Annotated in this window: 8 protein-coding genes; all 8 read right to left on the minus strand. The window is 35.8% G+C overall.

Annotation, left to right across the window (positions count from 1 at the left end):
- Positions 1–84 precede the first annotated feature (84 nt).
- The gene (locus JGH11_RS18955; protein ID WP_201114404.1) at positions 85–513 is read right to left on the minus strand and encodes a hypothetical protein; all 429 of its coding nucleotides are present in this window, start codon (positions 511–513) and stop codon (positions 85–87) included.
- Between the two features lie 107 nt (positions 514–620).
- Positions 621–1235, minus strand: coding sequence for an RHS repeat domain-containing protein (locus JGH11_RS18960; RefSeq protein WP_236264210.1), 615 nt, complete (start codon positions 1233–1235; stop codon positions 621–623).
- Between the two features lie 45 nt (positions 1236–1280).
- Positions 1281–1970 (minus strand): hypothetical protein, encoded by a 690-nt coding sequence (locus JGH11_RS18965; RefSeq protein ID WP_201114406.1) that lies wholly within the window; start codon positions 1968–1970, stop codon positions 1281–1283.
- 1 nt (position 1971) lies between these two features.
- Positions 1972–3231, minus strand: coding sequence for an RHS repeat domain-containing protein (locus JGH11_RS18970; RefSeq protein ID WP_236264212.1), 1260 nt, complete (start codon positions 3229–3231; stop codon positions 1972–1974).
- On the minus strand, positions 3210–3551 hold the full coding sequence (locus JGH11_RS18975) for a hypothetical protein (protein WP_201114407.1): 342 nt from the start codon (positions 3549–3551) through the stop codon (positions 3210–3212). The genes JGH11_RS18970 and JGH11_RS18975 overlap by 22 nt, the downstream gene beginning before the upstream one ends.
- On the minus strand, positions 3490–3828 hold the full coding sequence (locus JGH11_RS18980) for a hypothetical protein (protein WP_201114408.1): 339 nt from the start codon (positions 3826–3828) through the stop codon (positions 3490–3492). The genes JGH11_RS18975 and JGH11_RS18980 overlap by 62 nt, the downstream gene beginning before the upstream one ends.
- A gap of 30 nt (positions 3829–3858) precedes the next feature.
- Positions 3859–4536, minus strand: a complete 678-nt coding sequence (locus tag JGH11_RS18985; protein WP_201114409.1) for a hypothetical protein — start codon at positions 4534–4536, stop codon at positions 3859–3861.
- Between the two features lie 14 nt (positions 4537–4550).
- A partial coding sequence (locus tag JGH11_RS20395; RefSeq protein WP_236264214.1) for a hypothetical protein occupies positions 4551–4774 on the minus strand: 224 nt, incomplete at its 5' end.

A 4774-nucleotide genomic window follows, 5' to 3' on the forward strand; every position in this document is an offset into this window, starting at 1 on the left:
TAACAGAGAAGATAAATATAGCTGTTATCAATATACATATTGATATAGTAATAAATATTTTTTTATTCATATTTGTTGTTGTTTTTAATATTTATAACGATAACCAAGTTTGTAAATCGTAGTTATTTGACCATTATGTTGAACAACTGGATAAGGTATTTTTCTTCCATCTGAAGTTTTTATACTATTAGCTCCTTTATTTAATTTGTTTGTTTTCCAATTTCCATACGTTTTTACTAGATCCCCACCCGTAAATTTTCCACCACTTCCTCCTTGAACCATTAAATCTTTAGAAGAATTATAACCTATACTTTTAGGATCGGGATGATTTAATCCCAATGTATGCCCAAACTCATGTACCGCAGATCTTGTATTATAGCTAAAAAGACCATCAATCTTACTTTCATTCAAATGTATAACTTTTCCCCCAAGTTCATTTGTTGCTCCATATATTGCATAATGAGAATTGTCAGCCACTACAAATAAATGGTCTGAACCACTCACTTCATCCATTGAAGAAACTCCTGAGATCTGTATATCAGTTTGTAATACATATTCTTTTCCATCAATAAAGATATTGGTGCCTAAAGCATCAGTTATGCCTGAACCAATATTCTTTGCTAACCTATTGACATTAATCCCACTACTTGAGTTATTGATAACTTTAGCTGTAAAATGTCTTTATCAATTGTAAACCAAATACTATCGCCTCTAGGATCTACAGCATTTATAGGATTATTCGCCACATACGCATACGGACTAATGCTATAATACTTCTCCGCCAATGGATCGACACTGGTAAACCTACCCACTGCACTTTCATAATACCTAGCCGAGTAATCATACAGGTTCAACTGATGCATGTCATCCAGTTCCTTGCCATTGTACTTGTACTTTTGGTTTTTACCGCCATCGTACTTCTCGGCAAAGGCTGTTCCAAAAGGATAGTAATGATTTCGCTGGGTGATTGTGCCGCTGGCATTGATTACCACACGGTTACTCCCCAGATGATCTGCCAGGTAATAGTGGTATACTCCATTTTCGATATAACCTCCGTCTACAAGTATGCGGGTCTTATTAGTTATTGAAGATTCTATTTTTACCGTTTCATAAATGATATTGCCAACATAGTCGGTATTCTTATAATCTGCTAATCCGTCATTGACCGGACTTGTTGTGTTCATTGGCATAACATTCAGGTTCGGGTCGTAGCGCTGCTCTGTCTTCAGCTTCATGCCTGAAGCCGTAAAAAAGTAACACATAATTCATGTTATCATAAATTATTTTTTCTTATTAATTATATTATTAATAGGGATGGTGTTATTATAGATCGCCTCTTCGATTATCTGACGATTTATAAGAGAGTCAACAGTATATCCATTTAGAACAAATGATCCTAATATATAATAATCAGAATATCTGACTGGGAGTCCCATTTTATTAACCGAGTTTTCTGGTCGAGAAGGCATTTTAAAATATAAAAGTAAACTATCTTTAAATAACAATTTTTCATTCTCAATATAGTTTAAATGTCCTATATATTCACTATTATTACGAATTGGCCTACCATCTATCACAATCCCCTTAAGGCCAGCCTCTTTTCCATCTATATCAATGGTATACAACTTCATATATTCACACTTTTCAAGTTCATCATCAGGTATTTTAATATAAGCAATATTTCTTAAACTATCAATTTGCGACTTGTTTTTTAATTGAAGAATATTATCTTTCAATTTATATTTACATTCAATTTTTATTCCTTGAAACCTTTCACTCATATTACAAGATTTAAAAGTATGGGTAAATATGCATTCTTCTTTATTTTTAAAATACAAGGACATACTATCAAGGTCACTGTGTACTAAAGTATATCTTTTGTTAACCAATAATGAGTTTTTAGTTGTTAAGCAACTAACGAAACCATATATAAACAAAATAATTAATATAAAGTATGTTTTCTTTGCCATATTATCGTCTTTTAAAGTATGATTTCTTGCTAAAACCTATCCCATTCCATTGTAATGATGAAATATTTTGTGTGGGGGGGTATATATAATTAATACTATTAGTTCCCAATGAATTAGTCCCTTTTTCTGCTATACTATTAATAAATGATCTGTTAATCTGATTTATATTTGTAATATTAGTAATAGGTAAACTTCCTAATGAGAAAAATACTATATTTTCCATTTCTAATCTTGGCGCTGTGTTTATTGATAGTCTACCCATATATGCATATTGCGCTCTATAAGCACTTATTTCATGACCTTCATAATAATTATCCTCCCACAATTCCCTCCTTGCAATTTGTCCATCATGCCTTGATTCATGCATAACAGTTCCTATATCACTTTTTATAACATCTAATGTAATAAGATTACTATTATCTGAAAATAAGATTCGAGGAGTACCCATCTCTCCAACATCATTGAATGTATACGTTTTCAGAAGATCATTGCCCATGTCTGCAAAATCGTTAATAGATTTATTCATTTCAGAGATCCGATCATCTATATTTCCAATATCTTGATTATTTTGTTTTAGATTAGATCTCTGCATTAACAAACAAACAATCTGACCTAATAAATCGAACATATTATTATATGCATAAGCTGAATCAGAAGCATTTGCATATTTCATTCCTGAGGGATCAATGAATTTTATCGGATTATTATTACAGTACGTATATGGAGAAATTGAGTAATATAATTCCGCCAATGGATCGACAGAAGTAAACCTTCCCACTGCACTTTCATAATATCTGGCCGAATAATCATACAGATTTAAACCATGCGTCTGATGCAATTCCTTGCCGTTATACTTATATGGCTGAGAATCGCCACCTGTTCCCGGAGCAAAGTGCATCCCAAAAGGATAATAATGGGTCATTTGTATCACTGTGCCTCCTGCATTCGCTACGTGCCTGTTATTCCCCAGATGGTCAGTCAGATAATAGTGGTAAACATACTGGTTTACATTATTCACCTGAGTTACTTCCAAATATCCGCCGTCAACCAGAACTTTTTTCAGTGTGCCGTTCTCATAAATCTTGTTTCCTGCATAATCCGTAGTTTTAGCCATATCTAATACCGTTGTATTAACTGCCGAACCAATTACCGGAACTATGGAGAAATTACTGTTCCATTTCTGCACTGTTTTCAGTTTCACGCCTGAGGCTGCATAGACATATTCGTTACGTCCTTCTGCTATAGGACTTTTAATATCCAATAATCTTGGTAATTTAACGAATTATATTGGATATCCGATATGCCCTTATTTAAATCTTTATTCATCGCGCCATTGGTGTTGTAGGTGTATTCTATATCACTGTTACTATAATCTTTTATGTCCATTGACCCGTTAACACCTGTGGTGGTGGCATCCATCACTTTCTTCATTTGGTTACCATTGTAGGCAATGGTAAGGTTGTCTACGACAGGACTGCCGGCTATGGTGGCGTTACCCCGGCGCAGGATACTAAGTATATTACCATGCTTCATAGGTAAACTGTTCATTGAAACGTCCTGTAATTCTGCCATTCTCTCCATAATCTGCCTTTGTTAGCCGTGAAAGATTATCGTAAGTATAGTTGTACATTCGGAGAACCGTCGATTCGGTTGGACATAGCCAACTCATTGCCGATATATTCCCGTTGTATGCCGGCTGGTAGTCCGAATAACTATGGGCTGTTACCTTATCGTTATAGTAGAGTGTCTGATTAAACACCGGGCTACTGATCGATTTTGTCCATGAGCGTACATTATAGGCATAGGTAGACAGGGTATTGGCAACTCCACCTTTTTTATTGGTCTTTAGCCTACCCAATTCATCATAGGTATTCTCAGCTAAGACAACTTACGGCTTGACAGTCGATCCATCAGTTAACTGATGGGTTGTTTTCAGCAGGCGTCCCGCATGGTCGTAAGTGTAGGCATATTCTTCTTTCTGAGTATTCTTGCCTGTGGCTGAATGGATATGGAGTTTCTTGGTCGGCTGCCCTGTGAAGTTGTAGGCGATGTATTCTTCATCAATACCTCCTTCTAAGTGGCTGGTTGCCCGAGTTTGTATTAGTCTGCCTCGATTGTCATAATATAAAACACTATAATCAAATTTATTCTGTCCATCCAGACGAGCTATAGCTGTACCTGTCAACTGCCCTTTTGCTTCAGTTATTCCAGTGTCTGTTCCATAGCGTTTATTATATTCAGCACCTTTATTTACAAAACTGAATTGTGTATTTATATATTCGGGACGATTTCTAAAATCATAGTTATCATAATAATTAACTTGAAATACTTGTTTGTAATTAGTTGATGTCAATAAAGTTGTTAAGCTGTTCCATGAATAACTCCAGTGACTATTTAAAATGTATCGTTCGGAAACAACTTCATTTTCTACAATAGTTCGTAGCTGATCATGGGTTTTCCCAGTCATAACATGTAGTCCCTTCATAATTATCCTTCCGAATACGTCATATTTTTGGAATGTCCATTCACTTGCCTTGCGTTGCTCTCCATCCTGTGTAAAGATCAACCGGTCGGCCTTGTCTAAACGTAATAAATCCAGTGTGTGCCCGGCAGACGTTTGGCGATACAGCGGTTACGGCTGTCATATTCATATAGGTAGGCGTAGTCCCTGAGTAGGAGTGTGCCTGTATTACTCCAACCGGTACCTGTTTTCATCGCATCGGATGCAAGCGGGGGAAGCACGGCTTTTAGGTTGCCGAAGTCATCGAAGACATAGTATGTATCATGAAGAACCTTGCTCAATC

The sequence above is a fragment of the Dysgonomonas sp. Marseille-P4677 genome (assembly GCF_016652235.1).
GTDB lineage: Bacteria > Bacteroidota > Bacteroidia > Bacteroidales > Dysgonomonadaceae > Dysgonomonas.